Source organism: Mesorhizobium sp. BHscii (assembly GCF_053848065.1).
Map to the genome: position 1 here is coordinate 92,630 of NZ_JBSPKW010000011.1, position 24,453 is coordinate 117,082.

At 62.1% G+C, this 24,453-nt stretch carries 24 protein-coding genes and 1 tRNA gene; 13 read left to right on the forward strand and 12 right to left on the reverse strand.

Annotation, left to right across the window (positions count from 1 at the left end; all coding sequences use genetic code 11):
- Positions 1–23: 23 nt before the first annotated feature.
- The 9 genes from ACWTU7_RS16935 to ACWTU7_RS16975 all read left to right on the forward strand — a co-directional run bounded on the left by ACWTU7_RS16935 (position 24) and on the right by ACWTU7_RS16975 (position 9,042).
- Complete coding sequence (locus ACWTU7_RS16935; protein WP_029347960.1) at positions 24–716, forward strand: glutathione S-transferase family protein; 693 nt, start codon at positions 24–26, stop codon at positions 714–716.
- Positions 697–1,857 carry a tRNA epoxyqueuosine(34) reductase QueG gene (gene queG / locus ACWTU7_RS16940; RefSeq protein WP_029347961.1) on the forward strand — a complete coding sequence of 387 codons (1,161 nt, stop codon included), beginning with the start codon at positions 697–699 and terminating at the stop codon, positions 1,855–1,857. The genes ACWTU7_RS16935 and queG overlap by 20 nt, the downstream gene beginning before the upstream one ends.
- A complete protein-coding gene (locus ACWTU7_RS16945) occupies positions 1,854–2,759 on the forward strand; it encodes an SDR family oxidoreductase (protein ID WP_455839245.1) in 906 nt (301 codons plus the stop codon). The genes queG and ACWTU7_RS16945 overlap by 4 nt, the downstream gene beginning before the upstream one ends.
- Positions 2,760–2,818: 59 nt before the next feature.
- Positions 2,819–3,910 (forward strand): penicillin-insensitive murein endopeptidase, encoded by a 1,092-nt coding sequence (gene mepA, locus ACWTU7_RS16950; protein WP_455839244.1) that lies wholly within the window; start codon positions 2,819–2,821, stop codon positions 3,908–3,910.
- 351 nt (positions 3,911–4,261) lie between these two features.
- Positions 4,262–5,281, forward strand: a complete 1,020-nt coding sequence (locus ACWTU7_RS16955; protein ID WP_455839243.1) for a glucokinase — start codon at positions 4,262–4,264, stop codon at positions 5,279–5,281.
- Positions 5,282–5,408: 127 nt separating this feature from the next.
- Positions 5,409–7,262 carry an ABC transporter ATP-binding protein gene (locus ACWTU7_RS16960; RefSeq protein ID WP_455839242.1) on the forward strand — a complete coding sequence of 618 codons (1,854 nt, stop codon included), beginning with the start codon at positions 5,409–5,411 and terminating at the stop codon, positions 7,260–7,262.
- Entirely contained in the window at positions 7,259–8,101 is an 843-nt protein-coding gene (gene dapB / locus ACWTU7_RS16965; protein WP_455839241.1) for a 4-hydroxy-tetrahydrodipicolinate reductase, read from the forward strand. Before ACWTU7_RS16960 ends, dapB begins: the two co-directional genes overlap by 4 nt.
- Before the next feature lie 33 nt (positions 8,102–8,134).
- Complete coding sequence (locus ACWTU7_RS16970; RefSeq protein WP_455839240.1) at positions 8,135–8,758, forward strand: 2,3-bisphosphoglycerate-dependent phosphoglycerate mutase; 624 nt, start codon at positions 8,135–8,137, stop codon at positions 8,756–8,758.
- Between the two features lie 199 nt (positions 8,759–8,957).
- Positions 8,958–9,042, forward strand: a tRNA-Leu gene (locus tag ACWTU7_RS16975).
- Between the two features lie 146 nt (positions 9,043–9,188).
- On the opposite strand, the gene ACWTU7_RS16980 is transcribed toward ACWTU7_RS16975, so the two are convergent.
- Positions 9,189–11,429 carry a DUF4087 domain-containing protein gene (locus tag ACWTU7_RS16980; RefSeq protein WP_455839239.1) on the reverse strand — a complete coding sequence of 747 codons (2,241 nt, stop codon included), beginning with the start codon at positions 11,427–11,429 and terminating at the stop codon, positions 9,189–9,191.
- Positions 11,430–11,560: 131 nt separating this feature from the next.
- Positions 11,561–12,469, reverse strand: a complete 909-nt coding sequence (locus tag ACWTU7_RS16985) for a lysozyme inhibitor LprI family protein (RefSeq protein ID WP_455839238.1) — start codon at positions 12,467–12,469, stop codon at positions 11,561–11,563.
- On the opposite strand from ACWTU7_RS16985, the gene ACWTU7_RS16990 reads away from it, so the two are divergent.
- The gene (locus ACWTU7_RS16990) at positions 12,469–12,657 is read left to right on the forward strand and encodes a hypothetical protein (RefSeq protein ID WP_455839237.1); all 189 of its coding nucleotides are present in this window, start codon (positions 12,469–12,471) and stop codon (positions 12,655–12,657) included. The two genes, ACWTU7_RS16985 and ACWTU7_RS16990, sit on opposite strands and share 1 nt — an antisense overlap.
- Before the next feature lie 376 nt (positions 12,658–13,033).
- Here ACWTU7_RS16990 and ACWTU7_RS16995 read toward each other — a convergent pair whose 3' ends face one another.
- The 8 genes from ACWTU7_RS16995 to ACWTU7_RS17030 all read right to left on the reverse strand — a co-directional run bounded on the left by ACWTU7_RS16995 (position 13,034) and on the right by ACWTU7_RS17030 (position 17,235).
- Positions 13,034–13,594 (reverse strand): hypothetical protein, encoded by a 561-nt coding sequence (locus ACWTU7_RS16995; RefSeq protein ID WP_455839236.1) that lies wholly within the window; start codon positions 13,592–13,594, stop codon positions 13,034–13,036.
- A 95-nt stretch (positions 13,595–13,689) separates the two neighbouring features.
- A complete protein-coding gene (locus tag ACWTU7_RS17000; protein WP_455839235.1) occupies positions 13,690–14,187 on the reverse strand; it encodes a hypothetical protein in 498 nt (165 codons plus the stop codon).
- A 24-nt stretch (positions 14,188–14,211) separates the two neighbouring features.
- Entirely contained in the window at positions 14,212–14,661 is a 450-nt protein-coding gene (locus ACWTU7_RS17005; RefSeq protein WP_455839234.1) for a hypothetical protein, read from the reverse strand.
- Positions 14,662–14,866: 205 nt separating this feature from the next.
- Positions 14,867–15,298, reverse strand: coding sequence for a hypothetical protein (locus ACWTU7_RS17010; protein WP_455839233.1), 432 nt, complete (start codon positions 15,296–15,298; stop codon positions 14,867–14,869).
- 36 nt (positions 15,299–15,334) lie between these two features.
- Positions 15,335–15,727: a hypothetical protein gene (locus ACWTU7_RS17015; RefSeq protein ID WP_455839232.1), complete on the reverse strand. Its 393-nt coding sequence runs from the start codon at positions 15,725–15,727 to the stop codon at positions 15,335–15,337.
- Between the two features lie 50 nt (positions 15,728–15,777).
- Positions 15,778–16,197 (reverse strand): EF-hand domain-containing protein, encoded by a 420-nt coding sequence (locus ACWTU7_RS17020; RefSeq protein ID WP_455839231.1) that lies wholly within the window; start codon positions 16,195–16,197, stop codon positions 15,778–15,780.
- Positions 16,148–16,393, reverse strand: coding sequence for a hypothetical protein (locus tag ACWTU7_RS17025; RefSeq protein WP_455839230.1), 246 nt, complete (start codon positions 16,391–16,393; stop codon positions 16,148–16,150). Before ACWTU7_RS17025 ends, ACWTU7_RS17020 begins: the two co-directional genes overlap by 50 nt.
- Positions 16,394–16,971: 578 nt before the next feature.
- Complete coding sequence (locus ACWTU7_RS17030) at positions 16,972–17,235, reverse strand: hypothetical protein (RefSeq protein WP_455839318.1); 264 nt, start codon at positions 17,233–17,235, stop codon at positions 16,972–16,974.
- On the opposite strand from ACWTU7_RS17030, the gene ACWTU7_RS17035 reads away from it, so the two are divergent.
- A complete protein-coding gene (locus ACWTU7_RS17035; RefSeq protein ID WP_127313999.1) occupies positions 17,159–17,398 on the forward strand; it encodes a hypothetical protein in 240 nt (79 codons plus the stop codon). The genes ACWTU7_RS17030 and ACWTU7_RS17035 overlap by 77 nt on opposite strands.
- Before the next feature lie 94 nt (positions 17,399–17,492).
- Here the strand turns inward: ACWTU7_RS17035 and ACWTU7_RS17040 are convergent, their stop codons facing one another.
- On the reverse strand, positions 17,493–19,553 hold the full coding sequence (locus ACWTU7_RS17040; protein WP_455839229.1) for a transcriptional regulator: 2,061 nt from the start codon (positions 19,551–19,553) through the stop codon (positions 17,493–17,495).
- Between the two features lie 222 nt (positions 19,554–19,775).
- Here ACWTU7_RS17040 and ACWTU7_RS17045 point away from each other — a divergent pair, with 222 nt between their 5' ends.
- Both ACWTU7_RS17045 and ACWTU7_RS17050 read left to right on the forward strand, forming a co-directional pair.
- On the forward strand, positions 19,776–20,864 hold the full coding sequence (locus ACWTU7_RS17045; RefSeq protein WP_455839228.1) for a PLP-dependent cysteine synthase family protein: 1,089 nt from the start codon (positions 19,776–19,778) through the stop codon (positions 20,862–20,864).
- A 30-nt stretch (positions 20,865–20,894) separates the two neighbouring features.
- Positions 20,895–22,382, forward strand: a complete 1,488-nt coding sequence (locus ACWTU7_RS17050; protein ID WP_455839313.1) for a pyridoxal phosphate-dependent decarboxylase family protein — start codon at positions 20,895–20,897, stop codon at positions 22,380–22,382.
- Positions 22,383–22,668: 286 nt separating this feature from the next.
- Here the strand turns inward: ACWTU7_RS17050 and ACWTU7_RS17055 are convergent, their stop codons facing one another.
- Positions 22,669–24,312, reverse strand: coding sequence for an ABC transporter substrate-binding protein (locus ACWTU7_RS17055; RefSeq protein WP_455839227.1), 1,644 nt, complete (start codon positions 24,310–24,312; stop codon positions 22,669–22,671).
- Positions 24,313–24,453 lie beyond the last annotated feature (141 nt).

Here is a 24,453-nt window from a genome sequence, read left to right on the forward strand (position 1 = left end):
GTGCGCTCTATTATCGCGGGACCATGCTGACGCTTTTCCACCACCCGATGTTCGCCACCTGCCGCTTCGTTCGCCTCGCTTTCGGCGAGTATGGCGAGGAGCTGGCGCTGATCGAGGAAAAGCCGTGGATGCGGCGCAAGGAATTCCTGGCGCTGAACCCGGCCGGCACGCTGCCGATCCTGCTTGCCGAGGGCGACGTGCCGATTGTCGGCGCGGTCGTCATCGCGGAATATCTCGACGAGACGCGCGGCGTCTTGAAGCGCGACAAGCGGCTGTTCGCCGAAGACCCGATGGAGCGTGCCGAAATCCGCCGGCTGACCGACTGGTATCTCAACAAGGCCGAGGGCGAGGTTACCCGGCATCTGGTGCGCGAGCGCGTGCTGAAGCCGGTCATGCCGGAAACGGCGGGCGGCGGTTCGCCCGATTCGGCGGCGATCCGCGCCGCGCGCGCCAATATCCGCCAGCACATGAAATACACCAACTGGCTGGCCGGCACCCGCCATTGGCTGGCCGGCAACAAGGTCACCTATGCCGACCTCGCGGCTGCGGCTGCGCTGTCCGTGCTCGACTATCTCGGCGAGATCGACTGGCGCGAACACGCTGCCGCGCGCGAATGGTACGCACGGGTGAAATCACGGCCATCGTTCCGGCCGCTTTTGTCCGACCGGGTGCGCGGCCTGTCGCCGGTGTCACATTATGCGGACCTCGATTTCTAGAGCGCAAAACCTGCGCGCGCTGATCGACCGCGAGGCACGGCGCGCCGGTTTCGATGCTGTTGCCGTCACCACGCCAAATGCCATCCCGCTGGCGCCGGCCCGGCTGGCCGAGTTCGTCGCCGACGGCTTTCAAGGCTCAATGGGCTGGATCGCCGAGACGCTCGAGCGCCGCGGCGAGCCGACAGCACTTTGGCCTGAGGTTCGCTCGATTATCGTGCTGGCCATGAACTACGGCCCGGACCATGATCCGCGCGCGGTGCTGGCGAAGCCCGGTTGTGGTGCGATCTCCGTCTATGCGCAGAACCGCGATTATCACGACGTGATGAAAGGCCGGCTGAAAGAGATCGCCGGCAAGATCGTGGCCCGTGCCGGCGGCGACGTGAAAGTGTTCGTCGATACCGCCCCGGTGATGGAAAAGCCGCTGGCTGAAGCCGCCGGCCTTGGCTGGCAAGGCAAGCACACCAACCTGGTCAGCCGCGCGCATGGCTCCTGGCTGTTCCTCGGCACCATCTTCACGACGGCCGAGCTTGCGCCCGATACGCCCGAGGACGATCATTGCGGCTCGTGCCGCGCCTGTCTCGACGTTTGCCCGACCGACGCCTTTCCGGCGCCCTACCGGCTCGATGCGCGACGCTGCATCTCCTACCTCACCATCGAGAACAAGGGACCGATCCCGCATGAGTTCCGGGAAAAAATCGGCAACCGCATCTATGGCTGCGACGACTGCCTGGCCGCCTGCCCGTGGAACAAGTTTGCCCAGGTTGCCTCGGAGGCGAAGCTCGTCGCCCGCGCGGATTTGCGCGAGCCGCCGCTCGCCGATCTCCTGACGCTCGACGACGCTGCCTTCCGTGCACTCTTTGTCGGTTCGCCAATCAAGCGCATCGGTCGCGACCGCTTTGTCCGCAATGTGCTGATCGCTGCCGGCAATTCAGGCGATTCCTCGCTCGGCAACGCGGTGCGTGCACTGCTCGGCGATGCCTCGCCCCTGGTGCGCGGGGCGGCGGTATGGGCGCTGTCACGGCTTGTGCCCGAGACCGAATTTGCCAAACGTGCCACCGCTGCAATGAAAGCAGAAAGCGACGAGGCCGTGCAACGCGAATGGCGCCTGGCGCTGGCAAATCAAATCGAGGCGCATGCATGAGCGAGAAGCAGATCTTCATTTTCGGCGCCGGCTATTCGGGCAAGGCATTTGCCCGCGCCAACAGGGATGCCGGCACGATCCTTGGGACGACACGCGGGCCGGAGAAATTCGAAGCGCTGCGGCAAGCCGGAATCCAGCCGCTGCTTTTCGATGGCGCGCTGACACCCGAAATCGGCGACGCGCTGAAGAAAACAACCCATCTCGTCGTCTCGGTGGCGCCGGAAGAGGCCGGCGACCCGGTGCTGAATGCGGCGCGCGGGACAATCGCGGCAGAGATGCCGGCGCTCGAATGGATCGCCTATCTCTCCACCGTCGGCGTCTACGGCGACCATCGCGGCGGCTGGGTGGACGAGACCGCCGAGTGCCGGCCGCTGTCGAAGCGCTCGATGCTGCGTGTCGCCGCCGAGCGGGACTGGCTGAAATTGGGTCAGGACATCGGCCGGCCGGTGGCGATCCTGCGGCTTTCCGGCATTTACGGGCCGGGCCGCAATGCCCTGGTCAATCTGGAAAACGGCACCGCGCGGCGGCTGGTCAAGCCGGGGCAGGTGTTCAACCGCATCCATTGCGACGATATTGCCGGCGCGCTCTGGCATCTCGCCGAAGGCAATCGCGGCGGCATCTTCAACGTCACCGACGATCTGCCGGCGCCTCCGCAGGACGTCGTCGCCTATGCCGCCGGGCTGATGGGCGTCACACCGCCGCCCGAGATTCCGTTTGAGAGCGCCCAACTTTCGCCCATGGCGCGGTCCTTCTATGGCGAGAACAAGCGTGTCGCCAACACAGCGATCAAGGCGGCCGGCTATCGCTTCCGCTTTCCCGACTACCGGACGGCCTTCGACCATATGTGGGCTGAGGGTAGCTGGCGCGACGGCGAGGCGCGCAGTCCGATGAAGCGGTCGTGATCGAAACGTCGCGCCGGGCGTGATATGATTCGACTTAATTCGCAGAGGGGTTCTGCCTCATGAAAACTTTGAAGCGATCATTGCCCGGTAGAACGCTGCTGCTGACCGCAGCACTCGCCGTTCTCGCCATAGCGGGGCTTGCACTGCGACCTGCAGCGGCCGAGGAACTGGCAAAGAACCTGTTCGGCGCCAAAAAACTGCCGGCCGTGGCTGCGCCGCAGTCGATCGGCTTCTATTCCAAGGGCTGCTTTGCCGGCGGCGTCGCCATTCCCCTGGACGGCCCGAAATGGGAGGTTATGCGGCCTTCGCGTAACCGCCGCTGGGGCCATCCGACAATGATCGCGCTGATCAAGAAACTGTCGCGCGACGCCGCGGCCGATGGCTGGCCCGGCCTGCTGGTCGGCGACATTTCACAGCCGCGCGGCGGCCCGATGCTGACCGGCCACGCCTCGCACCAGATCGGCCTCGACGCCGACATCTGGCTGACGCCAATGCCCGACCGCAAGCTTTCGATCGAGCAGCGCGAAAACATGAGCGCCACCTTGCTTGTCGACGAAAAGACCCATCTGGTGAAAGATGCGCTCTGGGTTCCGGCGCATATGCGGCTTCTGAAGCGCGCGGCAAGCTATGCGGAAGTCGAGCGCATCCTGGTCAATCCGGGCATCAAGAAGAAGCTCTGCGACACGGTGAAAGGCGACCGCGCATGGCTGCGCAAGGTCAGGCCGTTCTGGGGCCACGACTATCACTTCCACATCCGCATCGGCTGCCAGCCCGGCTCGCCCAATTGCAAAGCGCAGGAAAACACGGCGCCCGGCGACGGCTGCGACCAGTCGCTGGCATGGTGGTTCACCGAGGAACCGTGGCGTCCCAACAAGAATCCGGATAGACCGAAAGCGCGCGACGTGATGACCATGGCGAGCCTGCCCGCAGCATGTCAGGCGGTGCTCGATGGGCCAGATCCGGCTTCGGCGGAGGCGGTTACCGACTATGGCGACGGCGTGCCGGTCGCGGTTGCACCCGTTCTAACAAAGGCTCCGTCGCCGGCGCGGGCATCCGCAAGCGGCGCGGCAGCGCTCCCGGCCTCGGTCAGCGCCTTCGCGGCAACGCCCGAGATCGGCATTCCGCTGCCGCGGCCGCGACCGGGGAACTGACCGATATTAGGGAAAGGCGCTTGATCGATCGTCTGGAATCCTGCTCTGCGAAGGCGTTCAACGCAGCAGCGCTCGAAGAGCGCGGCATGGATACTAGGGCCTCCGCGACGTCGCTTCGCTCCTGCTCCGCCCTAGGATCCATGCCGATGCAGTGGTCGAGGAGTGCAGCGATCCGGGTTGCCCGCAGGCATGCCTTCGTCCCCGGTTCGGCCTGACCTGAGGCCACATCCGACCCCATCCTGCTCCGAATCCTGGCCGCCTCATTTCGAAAACCGATTTCCCTTTCCCGGGTCATGCGCTAGTCAACGAAAGGACGGCGGAACGCCACTGGGAACCGGGACGGACGAGAGCATGCCAGGCGACGACGACACAGCGCTGCAGTTTCCGGTTCTGATCGGCGACATTGGCGGCACCAACGCGCGCTTTTCAATCGTGCTCGACGCGAACTCGGAACCAACCGAACCACAGATCGTCCAGACCGCCAATTTCAACACGATCGACGAGGCGATCCAGGCGGCGGTTCTCGACCGCTCGTCGGTCCGGCCCAACTCCGCGGTACTGGCGGTGGCCGGCCCGGTCGACAGCGACGAGATCCCGCTCACCAACTGCCCGTGGATCGTCAAGCCGAGAAAGATGTTCGCCAGCCTCGGCCTCAGCGACGTCGTGGTGCTCAATGATTTCGAGGCGCAGGCGCTGGCCGTGGTGGCGCTCGGCGAAGAGCATATGGAAAAGATCGGCGGCGATGCGCCGGAGCCCAATGCCGGACGGGTTGTGCTCGGTCCCGGAACCGGGCTTGGCGTCGCCGGCCTGGTCCACGCGCTGAACCACTGGATACCGGTGCCCGGGGAGGGGGGACACATGGATATCGGGCCGCGCTCGCCGCGCGATTTCGAGGTCTTTGTGCATATCGAGAAACTCGACGGCCGCATCTCCGGGGAACAGATCCTGTCCGGCCGCGGCCTGGTCAATGCCTATCGGGCGGTCGCCAAGGCGGACGGCAAGCCGGCCCCCTTCACCACGCCGGCCGAGGTCACCGCCGCGGCATTGGCGAAGTCAGATCCAGTGGCCGAGGAAGCGCTGTCGATGTTCGTCACCTGCCTCGGACGCACCGCCGGCGACCTTGCGCTGGTGTTCATGAGCCGCGGCGGCGTCTTCCTGACCGGCGGCATTGCGCAGAAAATCCTGCCGGCGCTGAAAACCGGCAATTTCCGCGCCGCCTTCGAGGACAAGGCGCCGCACAGCGAGCTGATGCGCACCATGCCCGTCTATGTGATCACCCATCCGCTGGCAGCGCTTTCCGGCCTTGCCGCCTATGCCAGAAACCCGTCCCTGTTCGGCGTCCAGACGGCAGGGCGGCGCTGGCGGGCTTAGATGACGACCGAAGCCGCGGCGAAGTTTTGCCGGCCTCTGCCATAGGCAAGCCGCCACTAGGGCGCTAAGAGGATTGCCGAATTAGCCCGGCCGCGGAGCCGAACCGACATCACGGAACGATCCCGACTTGAACCAGTCGCCAAACCACCAAGCCAAAGCCCGGCCCGGCGAGATCGTGGCGGTGATCCGCCGCATCATCGCCGAGAACAGCCGCGACTATCGCTGGTACTATGTTCTGGCCGTTCTGTGCCTGGTGACGGTTGCCGCCACGACCGCCTTCACCGCCTGGATCATGAAGGATGTCGTCGACCAGATCTTCTACGAGCAGCGCGGCGATCTCATCGCGCTGATCTGCGTGTCGATCCTGGGCGCCTTCATGCTGCGCGGGCTGGCCACCTACGGCCAGGCCGTGACACTGGCCAGAATCGGCAACAATCTGGTGGCGCGCTACCAGCGCCGCATCTTCGCTCATCTGATGAAGCTCGGCATCGGTTTCTTCAACGACACGCGCTCGGGACGGCTGGCCGCCCAGATCAACGAGAACGTCAACGGCATCCGCGACCTGCTGTCGATGACGCTCACATCCGTGGCACGCGACGCCGTATCGCTGATTGCGCTGATCGGCGTCATGATCTGGCAGGATCCGATGCTGTCCCTGATGTCGCTGCTGATCGGGCCGCCGCTGATCTACACGGTTGTCTATCTGACCCGCAGAATAAGGCGCGCCACGCGCGAAGCCGTGCAGATCAACTCGCGGCTGATCGGCGCCATGCAGGAAGCGACGCAAGGCATCGCCATCGTCAAGGCCTTTACGCTGGAGGACGAGCTGTCGCGCCGCATCAGCGGCCTTGTCGACGGTGCCGAGCAGCGGGCAAACCGCATCGCCCGCGTCTCGGAACGATTGACGCCGATCTCCGAAATGCTGGCCGGCTTCGCCGTCGCCGGCGTCATCGCCTATTCCGGATACCGGGCAGCCGTCGGCGGCCAGCCGCCTGGCGCGGTCTTTTCCTTTATCACCGCATTGCTGCTCGCTTATGACCCAGCCCGGCGGCTGGCACGCATGCAGGTCGGCATGGAACGGGCGCTAGTCAATGCCCGCATGATCTACGAATTGCTCGACCTCGAGCCGCAGCAAGGCGACGCGCCCGGAGCGGCGGACGCGAAGATCAGCAGGGGCGAGGTGCGCTTCAACAATGTGTCGTTCGGCTATGTCGCCGACGCACCGGTGCTGCAGGATCTCAGCTTCGTCGCCGCCGCCGGCAAGATGACCGCCATCGTCGGCGCCTCGGGCGCCGGCAAATCGACGCTGGTAGCACTGCTGCAGCGTTTCCACGATGTCGAGGCGGGCAGCATCGAGGTTGACGGCCAGGACATTTCAGAGGTGACCAAACAGTCGCTGCGCCGCTCTATCGCCTATGTCTCGCAGCAGCCCTATCTGTTCGAAGGCACCATTCGCGACAATATCCGCTACGGACGGCTGAGCGCCAGCGACGCCGAGATCGAAATGGCCGCGCAACAGGCCGAGGCTGATGGCTTCATCCGCCAGCAGCCGCTAGGCTATGACACCCCTGTCGGTGAAGGCGGCCTGACGCTGTCGGGCGGCCAGCGCCAGCGCCTGTCGATCGCCCGAGCCATCGTGCGGCAGGCGCCGATCCTTCTGCTAGACGAGGCGACCTCGGCGCTCGACAACGAGGCGGAAGCGCGCGTCCAGCAGGCGCTGACCCAGGTGATGCAAGGGCGCACGACCATCGTCATCGCGCACCGGCTGTCGACGGTGGTCAATGCCGACCACATCATCGTGCTGGAACAGGGCCGGCTGGTCGAACAAGGCACGCATGCCTCGCTGATGGCCGACCCGCACAGCGTATATGCCCGGTTCCACCGGGTGCAGGGCAACAAGGGGCTGGGGCTTGTCGACGACGGCAAGCCAATCCAAACTCCGCTGCGGCGCGCGAAAAAAGCGGTTGGGAGAAATTTATGAGCGGTACGGCCACAAACGACCCCCCCGTCAATGAAATGGGCCTGGTGGTGGTCGGCGCGGCCGGCCGGATGGGCCAGGCGCTGATCCGCGCCATCCACACCATCCCGGGCGCCCGCGTCGCCGGCGCGATCGAGCGGGCCGGCTCGCCGCATCTCGGCAAGGATGCCGGCGAGCTTGCCGGCATCGGCAATATCGGCGTGACGATCGGCGACGATCCGCTGCCGGCCTTCGCCAAGGCCGACGGCGTGCTCGATTTCACGAGCCCGGCAGCGACGGTCGAATTCGCCGGCTATGCGGCGCAGGCGCGCATCGCCCATGTCATTGGCACCACCGGCTGCTCGGCGGACGACAATGCCAAGATCGCGGCGGCGGCGCGCCACGCGACGGTGGTCAAGTCAGGTAATATGAGCCTCGGCGTCAATCTGCTGGCGGTGCTGGTCGAGCAGGCGGCGCGCGCGCTCGATGCCGACGATTTCGATGTCGAGATCCTGGAAATGCACCACCGGCACAAGGTCGACGCACCCTCGGGCACGGCGCTGCTGCTCGGCGAAGCCGCCGCCACCGGGCGCGGCATCGACCTTGACGGGAACAGCGTGCGGTCGCGCGATGGCCACACCGGCGTGCGAAAGACAGGCTCGATCGGCTTCGCCACGCTGCGCGGCGGCTCGGTGGTCGGCGACCACTCCGTGGTGCTGGCCGGCACCGGCGAGCGCATCACGCTCGCCCACCACGCCGAGGACCGGGCGATCTTCGCCCGCGGCGCGATCAAGGCCGCCCTGTGGGCGCGCGGCAGGAAGCCGGGACTGTATTCGATGCGGGACGTGCTCGGACTGAGCTGAGGCGACCCTATCCATAAAGCAGAAGGAGCAAAAATGTCGGGAACTCTCGTGCTCGTGCGCCATGGCCAGAGCGAATGGAACCTGAAGAACCTTTTCACCGGCTGGCGCGACGTCGACCTGACCGAGCTGGGCCACGCCGAGGCCAAGGAGGCGGGCGCCAAACTGAAGGCGCGCGGCATGAAATTCGACATCGCCTTCACGTCGTCGCTGATCAGGGCGCAGAAGACCTGCCAGCACATCCTCGACGCGGTCGGCCAGAGCGATCTCGAGACCATCCGCGACCAAGCGCTGAACGAGCGCGACTATGGCGACCTCTCCGGCCTCAACAAGGACGACGCGCGCAAGAAATGGGGCGAGGACCAGGTGCATGTCTGGCGCCGCTCCTACGACGTGCCGCCGCCCGGCGGCGAAAGTTTGAAGGACACCGGCGCGCGCGTCTGGCCCTATTATCTGCACGACCTGCAGCCGCATGTGCTGCGCGGCGGCACCGTGCTGGTTGCAGCGCACGGCAATTCGCTGCGCGCGCTGATCATGGCGCTGGACGGCAAGTCGGGCGAGGAGATCGTCAGACTGGAGCTCGGCACCGGCGTGCCGGTTATCTATAAGCTCAACGCCGATTCGACCGTGGCATCCAAGGAAGTGCTGGAGGGCGCATGACCCCGAACCTCAGATTCGGAAAGGATCATGCGCAGCTCAAAACCACACTAGCCGGCGAGCAGGGCGTGTTTCTTGATTGAGCATGATCATTTCCGAAAACCGGTTCCCACTTTTCGCTGGCGCGGACCTTCGGTTCGGAATCGTGCTCTAAAAAAGCGCGTTGACACTCACCCTTTGCCCGCCTAAAGAGCCCGCACCAGCCCAGATGGCGGAATTGGTAGACGCGCACGGTTCAGGTCCGTGTTCCGCAAGGAGTGGAGGTTCGAGTCCTCTTCTGGGCACCAGATTTCCGTTTCGAACTTTTTGATAAGGTTCACAGACGCCAAAAAAGCCCGGTTTTGCCGGGCTTTTTTCTTGGCCTGATGTCCTATTGCTGTTCGCCGTCGTCCGTTGGCGCCATTTCCTGACTGTCATTGATTCCTGGTCATGCTTATCCGTCCGGGTTGGGCAGCGATCTGTCGTTGCGACAGCGCACTAGCGGAAGGATTTCGCCCGAGATCACCCTGGTTATCCTTTGTTGCTTGGCGTTGGTCTCGACGATCATGCACGCACATCCATAGCCGTGACCCGAACCAGGCACGTTGGTGTCCACGAACTGCCGGTCATCAAAGGCCGGCACATTGTCGATGCCGTTGGGGTCCGGTCGTCCCTGCATCTGGATCCACCAATCCCCATCCTTATCAGTCAGGAGGAGGTTTCCGGGTGTCGGGCTGGAATACCAGCCGCAACGGCGCTCGGCAGGGGCGGCCGCAGATAGGGGCACAGTCGTCTTTATGGGATCCGCTTTGCCGCCTTGGCGTTTGACCAGGCCGATCCTCGAGAGTTCGGGGTCCGCGGCAGCCAGGTTCAAGTGCTTCAACTCGCTAGCGCTTTCTTTTGTTATCGGGAGTCCCCAATCCATGAAGAACTTCGTCAGATCCTGGTTGGCGATTCTACTGGCACGCAGAATGAACGTTTGAATCTGTAGCGACTTCAGCGCTTTGTCGTCTTCATCGCCGCGCGTTTTGAGCGGATGTTCTCGATAGTCTTTGTGCAGGCGTTGGTAGAAATTTGATCCGAAGGCTTGCCGGAGCTGATCGAACATTACCAAGCGCACCCAGACCTCGCCCTCGTCATCTTCGCCTGCCCGCATCTGGGCCCCGTTGTCGAATGCGCGAGCTTTTCGGGCAAGATACCGAGCGGCATTGTCAAGTACAGTCCTGCCGGTATCGGGATCGCGCTCCGCGAGGCGTGACGGGTCGCCGAGGTGTCGCTGAGCGTTCAGGGAGTAAATGTTGACGGTCGTCTCCCAGACATCTTCCCAGGTCCAATCCCGTTGCTGGAAAGTGTGGCCCGTCTCATGCCACATCGACCATGCCTTGCGCAGTTTTTGCGGATCCAGCATATCGGGGAGAGAGCCTGCCGGTATGCCGATCATATAATCGGTTGCATACATGTAGACGCCATCGCGAAACTCCGCCGATGACGAGAAGGTATCCTGAAGATAGTGGATGCGTAGCGGAGTAGGTTGATTGACTTCCGATGAACCGTCGAACCCAGATATTTCGCTATGCCAGCCAATTATCTTGGCGACAAGATCGAGAATCTGGCTCGGATCGGCAATCGGCTCCTTCATATACGATTTTCGCGTAACAGTGATGAGCGCGTCATTGTTCATCATCTCAACGAAGGGCGTTGCCGCATCTGCGGCCAGCATGCTGCGCCACTCATCGAAACTGGTCTGCCCTTCGATATAGAAAGGTATCGAACTGCCGCCCCGCACGATTGCCACGTCTATTGCAGGGAGTTCATGCGCATTGAACCCACTGTCGATGTACTGGAAGTAGATCAGGCCGCTGCGTTTGGCGGTAAAGTCAGTACGGCCTTTTCCGGCCCAGACGAATTGAGGATCATTCTTGCTGTCTTCATCATAGAAGCTGTTTCGAGGCCCTACCAGTATCATCAATCCATCCGGCGACGTCGCCAGACCTGCAACAGTCACCGAGACTGCCTCGCCCTTTTTTACGTATAAGCCGCTCGGCTGGTAGTCCAAGACTTTGAAGCGGCGCGTGCGTTCGCTCTCCAATGCCGCGGAAGGCAGGGGTGCGATTTTGTATTGCTTGGAGCGGTTATCGAATCGTGAGGTTTCCGATACATGAATTGGACTGTGCCTAGTGTTGCTCGCCGGATATAAAAGCCACTGCCTGTTGTCATCCGTGCCCGCTTCGTAAACGATGATCGCCGCGTGATCGTCGGATGAGTCCCCGGTGATATTGAGGGTCAGCCCACTGTTGCCGGACTCGACGCCATAGCTGTTTTGAAACGGATGCAGGCGCCAGGATGGCGCCTTGTTCGCGGCACTTTCCACGACGACGCTGGTGTCTCCGTTGTCGTTTTCGTCGCCGGTGGTGAGGTACGCACCGTTCAGCTTTGAGCGGATCGAATAGCCGGACCCGTCACGCGTCCTGGAAAGGGTCCACACTTGCGCGGCATTGCTGCCAGGCTTGGGCGCCGATTGCCCGACGATATCAGCCCCATTCTTTTCGTTGAAGGCCGTGAGTGCCTTTTGAGAGCTTTTGTTGACGATGTAGTAGTCCCCCGGCGCCAAGTCGGCCGCATGTGCGGCTGCGCCGACGGTAATGAAGAGCAATCCGATTAGGATGCGTATTGCCGAATGGACCAATTCCCTCATGTCGCCACCCTCATTCGACGACTTTAGCGTTCCGACAAATAAGGCCACTGAATTCAAACATAATGGCTTCCTCCTTCTGGTGGGAGTTCCACGTTGGCACCGGGAACGAGGCGGCACGACTTTTGTGAGCCTTATGGCTTCAACTCCGTGTCGAAATTTTCTTCAATCAATGCGCAATGAAGCGTCACAGGTTCCTTCTGGACGTTGCTTAGTGGACCGTCGATAAAATCGCAGCCGAGCAGATTGTCCGAACTGCTCTTGCGTGCCGATGCAACGTTGACGTTGACATTGGGAGGGCCGGCAAGCCAGTCGAGACGCTTGGTGTCGACCTTTGCGCCGCTGATGTGGGCGTGGCCACCTGTGCCTGGTATCGCCACCTGCTCGTCCTGCTGCTCAAGACTGATTTGGCCGATCTCGTTGGCGTGCTTCTCGGCACTCTGCTTTGGATCGCCGTAATAGTCGACCATGACAACGATCCCCTCCTTTTCGGCCGCGAGCTTGGCGGCTGCCTTTTTGGAAAGCGTGACGTTAATATCGAAGCCCATGTTACCCGGCGCCGGCGTCGGCGCGGCCGCGGCTGCAACGGCAGCGGCTGGAACGGGGCAGCTCATGTCCCCTTCCTCGCACTTCAGGTAACCCTCGAAGTTTTCGACGCGGGATTGCGTCAGGCCGTCCATGCACTGGCCGATGAGCATTGGCATCATGCTTCCTCCGGCCGCTTCCGCGGTCTGGAAACTGCACTCCGCGTCACGAAATTTGACCCAATCCCGCTGTGCCTGAACGAGAAGCTTCTTGGTATCCGCGTCGTCGTCCAGGCGGGCTTCGATCTGCTTGTAAAGCTCGCTGAGCTTCTTATCGGATTTCCTGAACGCGGCATCGGCGCACGCGTTCAGGGCGGGCTGATCCTTGGCGGCGTCGTAGCATTTGTCCTGGGCAAAGGCGAAAGCCGGCATGGCCAGAACCACGGCAGCAGTCAGTATCGCGGTTTTCATCGATCGTCCTCCGTTTAGAAATCCACCCTTGACGGGCGCCCCTGCCAATGGTGGGTGTCCGTTGCCGACACGGCCGGCCGCTAATTGGACTCGTCATCGCCCGATCCGTCAGCGTCGTCGGTGCTGTCATCCGGCGCATCGTCGTTCACGTCGCCATCCGTGCTGTCGTCAGTGTCAGTGCTGTTTTGGTCATCACCACCGTCCGTTGGGTCTTCATCGTCATTCTGATCGCCTGAATCGTCCTGATCATCGGAATTATCGTTGTCAGTGCTGTCATTCGACGTGTCGTCATCCGTGCTGTCGTCAGTGTCAGTCCTGTTTTGGTCGCCAACACCGTCCGTTGAGTTCTTATCGTCGTTCTGATCGCTCGAATCGTCCTGATCATCGGAACTATTGTTGTCAGTGCTATCATCCGACGCGTCGTTATCCGTGCTGTCGTCAATGTCGGTGCTGTTTTGGTCATCAACACCGTCCGTTGAGTCCTTGTCGTCGTTCTGATCGCTCGAATCGTCCCGATCATCGGAGCTATTGTCATCGGCATCGGGAGGAGACGCGTCTGCGTCCGAACTGACGTCGCCAGGCTGCGAGTCGTCCTCGCGATAATTTGCGTCACTAGGCTTGTCTCCATCTCGTCGTTGTATTCATCGACGATCTGCGTCCACTCCTGACGGTTGTCGACACTCGTCCATTGCGAAACATTGTTGATTGAGATGTTGGTTTGAAGTTGTTGACCGTGATGTTGGTGTTGACCTCGACGACGTCCGGTCCTCGGTTCACGCCAAACAGAAAATCGGTGACACTCACAGCGAGGGCGGCCCAAACGAGCCTGTCGACGTCGGCCGGCGTCGAAATCGGTTGACGCCGCACTGTGGCAAGCACGTCACCGGGTCGAATGCCCTCCCGTGCGGCAACACCATGGGGTGCAACAGCCAGGACATACACCCCGCGAAGTTTGGGCGGGATCTGGTAGCGGTGCCGAGAGGCGTGATTGATCGGTATCAGAACCGCATCAAGAGCCCGGGAGACGTAGGGTGTCGGCAGATCATACTTGTTGGCATACGCAATATTGATCGTTTGCGGGACGGCCATGCTCACGACAGCCGTCATTTTCACCGAGGTTGCCAATGCACGGGCGAACTGCATGATCAGTCTGGATTCTCGAAGAGTTCGCATTTTCCGCCTCCTGCAGCCGATATTTGGAACTTACGTCAGATGCCTCGCGCTTCCTTGCCTGCGGGCCAGCATGACCGCCGGCGCCCCTGTGCTGCCTAGAACCGACCGTCGAGCTTGGCGTTAAAGCCGTGCTCCTGCCCCTGATATGCAAGGCCAATAGAGGCGTTCCGGGTGACCTTGGCATCCAGGCCCGCTTCCAAGAGTGCGGCATTTTTCGCTATCGGCGTTCCCCTCACGGCGAACGCATCACCGCCAGCAAAGGCAAGCGTCGCTTCAGGCGCGGGTTGCACGCCTGTCACTTCCGAACCGAGCTGCGTGGTGAGTTGATCCGAACCCGTGTCGAATATGTAGCGCTGGGCCTTGCCGTCGTTGATCGCGGCCCAAATGCCCAGACGGTCGGTACTCCCGTCATTATTCTTGAGGTACTCCAGAGGGATCATGGCTGGATCATCAGCCAGCGTATCGACGGTCGAGCAGACAACCAGTCCGGCGCCGAGCAACGTCACCGGCAAAATCGCTGTCGACATTGCCGTCGTGGCCGCCAGAAATTTGATCGTCGTGAAAGGCTGAACTCTGCTGCGGGAGATCGACACCGGCCTTCCTTCCTAATCGCGACATCAGTCGTTAATGGCGGTGATCCTGACCGTCTGCTGTTTGCACGCTTCGTTGTTGCAAATGCCGCTGAACCAGATTTCTCCATCGCCGATGGAAACGCCCTGCCAGTTCGCAAAAAGCGCCGCATAGGTTTGCTTGGCCACAGCACCCTTCACCTTCTGCGTGATAATTTGGTCGTAGTCGGTCAAGAACTGCTTCTGATCCTTGATCTTCAGGGCTTTTCCCTTGATGCGGGCCTGGAACGGATAGTCGACCATCGCGGCAACGGTCGCCTTGTCACCGGAACCGACCGCTTTTTTCAACTTGTCGAAGAAGGTCTGGTACGGCGCATGACTTCCGAACAGCGTGTCCAGGTTGCTGTTCACCTCCGCAGCCGATTGCGCGGACGCTGATCCGGCGCCGATTACTGAGATTAGCCCCAGCGCAAAGAGAAAAGCGTGTCTTCTGGCCATTGTTAGAATCTCCTCCGCTATTGTGTGAAACCCTTAGTTGTCATGCCGTCTCTGATCAGTTTCTGCTGATCCACGCCTGTTCGATGCCATGCCATCCCGGCGCCGGCTTTCGTTGCTTACGCATCCGGCCAAAACCAGCGGAGCGGCCAGAAGAGGGATGAATTTATAAAAAGTCATTCGCGATAATCTCCAGCGATCATCGCCGTCATTCCGTGACTGCTTCGGCAAAACACTTTGCCAGGTCTTGCGGCGCTCCGAGCTTCTTCGCCCAGGATACGAGTTCAGGTTTTTCCGACGGTTCGGCATAGCCGCCCCATACATCGCGAAACTGCTTCTTTCCGTTGACTGTCTGGAAGAACATCACGCCGTCGTCGCTCACCGGCGTGGAGACATAGGCGGCACTCCAGTTGCCGCTCTCCATGATCGTGATGAACTTCGCCTGGGCGGGCTTGAATTTTTTGTCCAACGCCGAGACGACGAGAGGGGCATATTCCTGCTTGCGCGCCTTCGTCACTTCGACCTTTACACCGTCACAGGCGTTATTCGCGGCGAAAGCAGGAGTGAGCGCCATTCCCAAGGCAAGGCCGACCATGACAATTTTGGCACGTCGACGGATGAGACCGTTCAATTCAGACATGAGTGGCTATCCTCCTTCTTGTTCGCTGCAGGGGCATTAGTCGGAATCGTCGTCGTCCGATGAGCTGTCGTCGTCCGGTGTATCGACCTCGCAGCCGACGCCGCGGCATCCCTGATAGTTGCCTTGCGTATCGAAGTTCGGATTGCCTTCTCTGTCGTACTGCGGTCTGTCGTCGATGCTTTGATCCCCGTCATCAGGATCGTCGACCTTGCACCCGAGCCCACGGCATCCGATGTAGCGGCCCCGCGTATCGAAGTTGGGATTGCCGCTCCTGTCGAACTGCGGCCGATCATCAATCCTGCGATCCCTTTTTTGCGGTCTATCCACCAGGCAACCTGTCCCGCGACAGCCATCGTAGCCGTCGTCGGTGGTACAACCGGCGATCGCCGTCAAAGCAGTGACCAGGGCCGCATGGATTACGAGTTTCACGGTTCATTCCTCCGACTGCCTGGCGGCTGGGGATCGTTCATATCCGAAGACTATTGCAGGCGACGGTCCCCGCTCTTGTCGGCCGCCGCGAAGTCCTTCATGACCCGGTTCATGAATTCGTCCCGACTGACACGGCCGTTCCCGTTCGCATCGGTCGCTGCGAACTGATCGGCGTTCAGGACGTCGGCGGTTTCGGCTTGGTTGAGAGCGCCGTTATTATCGGCGTCCAGCTTTTCGAAGGCCTTGGTCATGAAGGCCTGATACTCCTGCCTGTTCACCGCGCCGTTGTCGTCGGTATCGAGTTGGTCGTGCTGGCCTCGTACATGGACTGCTGTGCCGTGACCGAGCCGGTGCAAAGCAGAAGCAAGGAAATGGTCATCGCAATTATGGATTTCATTGTTTTGTCCCTTTCTTCTCGTCTCAGCCGCAGGCAAGACGATTGCCGAGATAGCCACCACCGCCGATGCCAATCGCTGAACCGATCACACGTCCGGTTCCACCGCCAATGGTGCTGCCGATCAGGCCGCCGACGATCGCGCCACCGACAGTACCGGCGATGCAGCGGAACTCGCTGTTGCGCGCCTGAACTTCCGGATTGGATGACGACTGGCACGCCGTAAGCGCGAAAGTGCCCGCGAGCACGACTGTCAAGGTTGATTTCCTCATGACTCTTTCCTGATCTGATTGCTGATTGGCGCCCATCCGAGGAGGACAGAGCTTCGCCGGCCATCGAATGAGCCAGGCCGCAGCCCATGCATTCGAAGTCTTAGCCGCCGACTGAAGTAATCTCTTGCGTCGAGGGGAACGCTCCCCACGGGGGGCCGCATTAGCGAATGTCGATTTCCCTCTCCATGCTTCGCGCCCGTCCGCCGAAGCATGCCAGCAATCCACTGACGCGGCTGCTGTTACCAAAACAGTTGCATCCGCAGTCGGCCTACGGCAAGGAAAAATCCCAATATCGCGGGTTTGAATTTTGCAAATGCTTAATAATTCGGAACCAACACCGGTTACCTTAGCAGATGCTGAAATGGCACCGACAGCAAGATTCTAGAATGCAAAATAATTTTTATTTGCTTGCCGCTCGTTGTTTAAAGTAGTGCATTATATTCTTACGAATTTACACCGCATCGGAAAGAGCCACGGACGAAATGACTCCTTATGCGATCCCCGTTATCCCGATCTATTGTCGTATTTTTTTCGAACCCGGCCAACCCGTTGCGCAGACCGAAAGAAACGCCGCTCACTCATTCGATTTTTTCAACGCTGGCGGCGACCAGCCGTGGTGAAAAGTTCAGAACCTCGAGACAAAGCCGGCCGATCGCAGCTTGCCTCAAATCAGCGGCATCATCGTGATTGGCACATTCGGGCATTAGCTGTACCATTCCTACGCCGGTCGTCGACGTGGCGTGTTCCGGCGAGGGAGAAACGTCCATGTTACGATCAATTTCGCTTGCAGTTTTCCTGGCGGTCGTTCCTGCGACAGCCTTTGCAAATTCATGCCCGACCACTATGGCCGCGATCGACGCGGCGTTGCCGACCGCGACGCTAGCCGAGGCCGATAAGACCAAAGTCAAGGAACTGCGCGCCCAGGGCGAGAAATTGCACGCCGCCGGCGATCACGCAGGATCAGAGGCTGCCCTCAACCAAGCCAAGACGATGCTCGGCATATAGCTGCGATCAAGCTTTCCTGGCCGATTTTCTTGGCCGATTGCCGGGCTTTTGTTCGGTTGTCGGCCGCTGAGGATCGCGGCCTTGACCGGTTGGATCAGCCCAGCCCGATGCGCTTGGCGCCTTGACGGAACATGGCCTCGGCGTCCGGCTCGAAGCGGAAGGTGCCGATGAAATCGTCGGCGCAGTAGTTCGGCAGCGTCTTGCGCAGCGCGGCGGAAAAGTTTCGCGCCTCGTCGATCCGCCCCGCCAGCGCAAGGCAGTGGGCGGCGATCGCCAGGATGATGGCATGGGCGTTGGGTCGCGCGGCTGCCTTCAGCGCCCATTCGGCAGCCTCGTCGAACTGGCCGAGGCGGACATGCGCCATCGCCCTGGCGCCAAGCATGCCGAACAGCAGCGGATCGAACGGGCTCAGATGGCGCGAGTGATCGGATGAACCGATCGCGGCGTTCGGATCGCCCGACTGCGAGTGTACAAACGAGAGCGCGTAGTGGCCGAGCGCAAAATTCGGGCTGAGGTCGACGGCACGTTCCAGCTCGACCAGGGATCCGTCCTGCTCGCCGCGCAGCCACAGCGCCCGGCCCATGGCCCAGTGGGCGGCCGGATTGTGATCGTCGACCAGAAGACTTTGGCCGGCCGCCTCGAACGCGAGCGCGCTTTCCCTGTCGCGGTCTCCCCAGCGCTGAAAGGCGTTCTGCCAATGGGTGAACGACAGGCCGGCATAGGCACGGGCGAAGGTCGGATCCAGCCTCAGGGCCATGTCGAAGAAATGCCGGGCCTGTTCGTTTTCCGTGCGGGTGAAGCGATACATATGCCAGAGGCCGCGATGGTAGGCCTCCCAGGCGTTCAGCGAGTTGGGGGCTTTCAGCATGGCGCGGTTGCGCTCGACCATCTCGATCTCGGCCGAGATCGACGAGACGATGCTGTTGCCGATATCGTCGAGGATGGCAAAGATGTCGTCGGGCCTGCGTTCGAACGTCTCGGCCCAAACGATCCTGGCCGTGCGCACCTCGACAAGTTCGACGCTGACGACGACGCGGCCTGCCTGGCTGCGCACCGTGCCGGTGGTCACATAATCGACGTTGAGCCGCCGGCCGGCATCTTCTGGCGCGATGTTTTTTTCCGACAGCGCAAAGACCGAGCCGCGGGCGATGACGAAGAAATCCCTGAGCTTGGCCAAACGGGTGATGATGTCGTGGGTCAGGCCGTCGGCCAACCCGCCGCGAGAGGGGCCGCCGCGAGAGAGGTCGCCGCAAGGGTCGCCGACAGCCGCCTCCTCGACAAACGGCATTATCGCGAGTGAGGCCTTGCACGATGCAGCAACACCGGAATCGGGCAGCACAATTGACGCTTGCGGGGCCGCGGGCACAAGTGCCGGTCGCGCCCGGAGCGTCGCGGCAGGTCGCTCGCTGCGGATCGTCCGCCATGCCTCACGAACGGGTCCAAAATCCAGATCCTCCGAAGCAAACAGCTTCGCCGCGGAAGCGAGATGTTCCTCGCATGCGGCGATCTGGCCGCGCTGCGCCAACCTTGCCAGAAGAGCCACATGCGCACGCCCGTCGAACGGAGCGAGTTCCACCCACTTTTCCAGATGCGCTGACATTTCGTCGGCATCCGCCGGAAGCTTGTTGACGAGATGTTCCAGAATGGCGGCATGCCACGAGCGGAAGCGGCGGCGTTGCGCGATCAGCCAGCCGTTGAAATGCGGGTTGCGGTCGAGCTCCAGCCCGTCGAGGAAATCGCCGACGAATAGTCCGGACAGGGCCTGCAGCCGCTGCAGATCGAGCGTCTCGATCCCTCCAGCGGCGGCCGAAGCGATGTCGACGGCATCGACGGAAACCCCTTTCAGATCAAGCTCGATCGTGTCGCCAGGCGTTTCGATCCTGCGGCGATCCGGTTCGTCGAGAATGCCCCTGAGCTTACTGAGGCACCAGCGAAGCTCTCCCCTCGGATCGTTCGGCACATCCCACAGCAGCTCGCACAGACGGCTGCGGCCGACGGCATGCGGCGCAAGCGCCAGATAGGCGAAGAGCGCGCGCAACTTGCGCGATGCCGGCAGTTGCACGGTGGCGCCGTCGCGGATGACCGTCAGCGGTCCGAGCAGCCGCACGGACAGCCCGGCCGTTGCGCCGTCAAGGCTCGATCGAGCGGATTCCACGTGCGTTTCCACGCTTGTTCCCACGCTGGCCAGTTGTCCTCTGTTCTACCATCGAAAGCGATAGAGTGCATCCGGCAACGAATTTCCGCGCCGGACGTCGGCATTGCCTCCGGGCCGGACTGCCGACACAGGCACCTTACCGCGGCAAGGTCTCGAAACCTCGCCGCCCAAGCCGCCGGTTTGTAACCGGCTCGTGACGACAACAAAAAGAGGAGAGCAGACATGTTGCAGCAACGGAAAATCAGAACCACGGCGGGGCGCGGCCGCCTGTTCGATAGCATTATCGACACGGTCGGCGATACGCCGGTGATCAGGGTCAACAATCTCGGCCCCGATCATGTGACGATCTATGTGAAGGCCGAGTTCTTCAATCCGGCGGCGTCGGTGAAGGACCGGCTGGCGCTCAACATCATCGAGGAGGGCGAGCGCAGCGGCGCCCTGAAGCCGGGCCAGACGGTCGTCGAGGCGACCAGTGGCAACACCGGCATCGGGCTGGCGATGGTCTGTGCGCAAAAAGGCTATCCGCTGGTGGTGACGATGGCCGACAGTTTCTCCATCGAGCGCCGCAAGCTGATGCGCATGCTGGGAGCCAAGGTGGTGCTGACGCCGCGCGCCCAGAAGGGTTTTGGCATGTACAACAAGGCGGTGGAACTCGCCGAGGCCAATGGCTGGTTCCTGGCCCGCCAGTTCGAGACCAAGGCCAATGCCGCCATTCACGAGGCGACGACGGCGCGAGAGATCATCAACGACTTCGCCGGATCGCGGCTCGACTGCTTCGTCACCGGCTACGGAACCGGCGGCACCGTCGTCGGTGTCGGGCGCGTGCTGCGCCGTGAGCGTCCCGAAACCCGGATCGTGCTGGCCGAACCCGCCAACGCCCAGCTCGTCGGCAGCGGCAAGGCGCAGGAGCGCGGCGCCGACGGCGCGCCGGCCGCCAGCCATCCGGCGTTCGAGCCGCACCCGATCCAGGGCTGGACGCCGGACTTCATTCCCAACGTGTTGCAGGAGGCGGTCAATGCCAGCCTCTATGACGAGGTGATGCCTGTTCCCGGGCCCGAGGGCATCAAATGGGCCAAGGCGCTGGCGCAAAAGGAAGGGATTTTCACCGGCATCTCCGGCGGGGCGACTTTTGCAGTGGCGCGCCAGATCGCGGAAAAAGCTGCACCCGGCTCGGTGATCCTGTGCATGCTTCCCGACACCGGCGAACGCTATATGACGACGCCGCTGTTCGACGGCATCGAAGCCGAGATGGACACGGAGGAAACAGCCCTTTCGCGCTCGACGCCGGGATGCCAGTTCCCGGCCGAATGATTGCAATCGGGAGCGACGCGGATGGACGCCATGCTGATGGCCGCCGGCACTGCCGGTATGGTTGCCGAAGAAACGCTCGACCCGGTCGACTGGGCCGATGTGCAGGCGCTATCGCACCGGATCGTCGACGATGCCGTCGACTATCTGCGCGATGTCCGGGAACGCCCGGTGTGGCAGGACATGCCGGCGGAGGTAAGGGAATTCTTCGCGGCACCGCTGCCGCGGTCGCCTCAGCCGCTCGCCCAAGTCTATGGCGAGGTCACCGACAAGGTGATGGTCTATCCGATGGGCAACATCCATCCGCGCTTCTGGTCCTGGTATATGGGATCGAGCAATTTCACCGGGGCGCTCGGTGATTTCCTGGCGGCGATCCAGGGCTCCAACCTTGGCGGCGGCAACCATGCCGCCGCCCTGATGGACAGCCAGGTCGTCGACTGGTGCAAGCAGATGATGGGCTTTCCCCAATCGGCCAGCGGCACGCTGGTCAGCGGCGGCTCGATGGCCAACATCATCGGCCTGACGGTGGCACGTAACACCAGGGCGGGCATCGACGTGCGCGAGCATGGCGTTGCCGCCATCGAGAAGCCGCTGCGTTTCTATGGCTCGGATCAGCTTCACTCCTGCCACCGCAAGGCGGTGGAAGCACTTGGCCTTGGCAACAATGCGCTGCGCCGTATCCCGACCGACGCCGGAATGCGGATCGACATCGAGGCCCTGCGGGCGGCGATCACCGAAGATCGTGCGGCCGGGTTCAAGCCGGCGTGCATCATCGGCAATGCCGGCACGGTGAACACCGGAGCGATCGACAATCTGCAGGCGCTTGCCAAGCTGGCGCATGAGGAAGACGTCTGGTTCCATGTCGACGGCTGCATCGGCGCGTTGATCGCCATCGCGCCAGAGAATGCTCATCGCGTCGCCGGTATCGAATGGGCCGATTCGGTCGCGCTCGATCCGCACAAATGGCTGCATGCGCCGTTCGAGGTGGGCTGCGCGCTGGTGAGGGATGCTTCAGCGCATCGCAAAACCTTCGCGGTCACGCCGGAATATCTGGAATCGACGCCGCGCGGCCTCGCCTCCGGACACTGGCTGCATGATTACGGCCTGCAGACGTCACGTGGCTTTCGCGCGCTGAAAGTGTGGATGGCGCTGAAGGAGCACGGCATCGAGAAGTTCGGCCGCCTGATCGACCAGAACATCGCACAGGGCCACACGCTCGGAACGCTAATCGAGGCCGAGCCGCTGCTGGAACTGGTCGCGCCACCGAACATCAACATCGTCTGTTTTCGCTATCGTGGCGACGGGATTACGGGAGAGCGGCAAAAGGCGATCAACACCGAAATCATGCTGAGGCTGCAGGAAGAAGGCATCGCAGCCCTTTCGGATACGACGGTGCACGGCCAGCATTGCCTGCGGGTGGCGATCAACAACCACCGCACCCGGCGCGACGATTTGGACCTGCTGGTGCGGGAAACAGTGCGGCTTGGGAACGAGATACTGAGGCTTGGGATCGCCGGCTAAGGAACGTCAAACAAAGGCAATCGCTTCAGACAAATCACAGCGCCCAATTCGTGTGGGATGATCGACTGTTGATGTCGGCGCTGCCCCTCACCTGCCTGCCGGCATCCTCTCCCCGTAGAACGGGGAGAGGAGCGCTGTCATTGATCGCTCGCCCATCACGAACGTTGCAGAAAGAGCGCTGAGGTACGGCCAGCGGGCTTCTCCCCGTAAACGGGGAGAAGGTGCAGTCAGGCGGATGAGGGGGAGCGCAAACCTGAAACGACTACCCTGTGCCCCGCAACGAGGCTCACGCGTCGAGCCAGACGTTCTCGAAATGCTGCTCGAGCGACTGGTGCTGCTCGCAGCCATGCACGCCCTTGCGATAGGTCCGGTAGACCGAGCGCCAGTAGGGCTGGATGATGACGCCGGAGTCGCGCAAATTCTGTTCAATCTTGGCCATGATCTCCTTGCGGGCGCCGGCGTCGGGTGTGGCCAGCGCCTTGTCGAGCAGCATGTCGAACTCCGGATTGGCGTAGGCGGTCTCGTTCCACGCGGCGCCGGATCTGTAGGCCAGCGCCAGCACCTGGACGCCCAGCGGCCGGCCGAGCCACTCGGTGCAGGAGAAGGGATATTTGCTCCAGTCGTTCCAGAACGTCGCCGCCGGCAGCACGGTGCGTTTGACCTTCAGCCCAGCGTCGCGCATCTGCGCGGCGATGGCGTCGCCGGTGTTCTTCTGCCAGTCGACATCGACGGAGATGAGCTCGAATTCGTGGTCTGACTTGCCGGCCTCGGCAAGCAACTCCTTGGCTTGATCGACATCGCGGACGGCCGGGCCGATATCGGCGTATTCGGCATGCATCGGCCCGACATGGTGGTTCTCGGCCGGCTTGCCGCGGTCGTCCATGCCGATCTTCAGGATTGCGCTATTGTCGACCGCGAGTTGGGCGGCGCGCCGCACCCTGATGTCGTCATAGGGCGGATTGCCGACGTTGAAACGCGCGACGATGGTCGAGCCGGTGGCAAGTTCCGAATTGCTCAGATCCATGGCGTCCGTTTGCGACACAGTGTCGGCGGCGGTTTCGTGGTTGGTGTCGATCTCGCCCGATTCAAAGGCCGAGAACATGGCATTGGGATCGGAGCCGTAGTCGATCCATTGGATGCCGTCGAGATAGAAGTCGCCTTTCCACCATGACTTGTCCTTGCGGCGAACCTCGGCGCCGACCTCGGCGTCCCATTGCACCAGTTCGCAAGGTCCAGTGGTGATCGCCAGCGCCTTCAGCGGATCGCCTTCGCCATCGTAGCTGCGATGCATGATCAGCGCCGGATAGTCGGTCATGCCGGCAATCAGCGAAATGTCGGGCTTCGGCAGATTGAGCCGGACGGTAAAGTCGTCGACACGTTCGATGCCGCCGTCGACCGGCTTCTTGGTGGCGGCGTCGACCAGCGCCCCCATGCGCTCGGCGACCGAATTGCCGGCAACGCCGGCATCGCACCAGCGCGTGAGATTGTGGACGACATCGTCGGCGTTGAAGGTGTCGCCGTTCGACCAGGAGATGCCCTTGCGGATGTGCAGCGTGAGCACACGCGCGTCGTCGCTGGTCTCCCAGCTCTCGAGCAGCCACGGCTCGAAGGTGAAATCGCGATTCCAGCGCACCAGATGTTCGTTGCACTGGCGGGCGACATTGGACATTTCGACACCGTCGAAGGTGCGCGGATCCTTCCAGCCCTTGACGTTCATGGCGACGCGCAGGACGCCACCGCGCCTCGGCTCTTCGGCCGCCCTGGCAGGCGAGGGCGCAAGCCCGCCGAGCGCCAGCGCGCCGGCGGCGCTGACGCCAAGTGCGGCCATGGTGGCGAGATACTCGCGCCGGTTCATGCTGCCTTTCCTGAAGCCGTCGGCGACGGGCTCAGCCTGCGGATGCAACGCTCTGTCGGTCAACATGAATTTCATCGTCGATCCTCCCTGTCGGCGCCCGGCCGGCCGCTTCGCGGGGGCGGATGCGGTCGGCCGGCGCGCCTTTGGCCATGGGCAATGATAGTGCGGGCTTGAGAGGGGAAGTGTTCGGGTTTCCGCAGTTGTTGTGCGCTGTTC